Source organism: Pseudomonas sp. AC463, assembly GCF_979253585.1.
Genome location: NZ_CEEDDZ010000272.1, coordinates 1 through 348, shown reverse-complemented (window position 1 = coordinate 348; position 348 = coordinate 1). Strand labels below are relative to the sequence as shown.

General features: G+C 60.9%; 1 protein-coding gene. It reads left to right on the top strand.

The features are described 5' to 3' along the window. Positions 1 to 348, top strand: a 348-nt coding sequence (locus AC0IYH_RS30105) for an ABC transporter permease subunit (RefSeq protein ID WP_471837771.1), incomplete at both ends; no start/stop codon positions are given.

The following is a 348-nucleotide window of genomic DNA, read 5'->3' as shown; positions in this document are numbered from 1 at the left end:
CCCGCTGATGGAAGAACAGGGCACTACCGAAGAGGAAGCCGCACGCCTGCTCGGCGCCAATGGCTGGCAGATGTTCTGGCATGTCACGCTGCCTAACGTAAAATGGGCGCTGGTCTACGGCGTGGTGCTCTGCACGGCGCGGGCGATGGGCGAGTTTGGTGCGGTATCGGTGGTTTCCGGGCACATCCGCGGTTACACCAACACGCTGCCACTGCACATCGAGATTCTCTACAACGAATACAACATCGTCGCCGCGTTCAGCGTGGCCATCCTGTTGTTGGTCATGGCCCTGGTCGTGTTGCTGCTTCGCCAATGGAGCGAAGCGCGCTTGAGCCGGCAGCTCAAGAC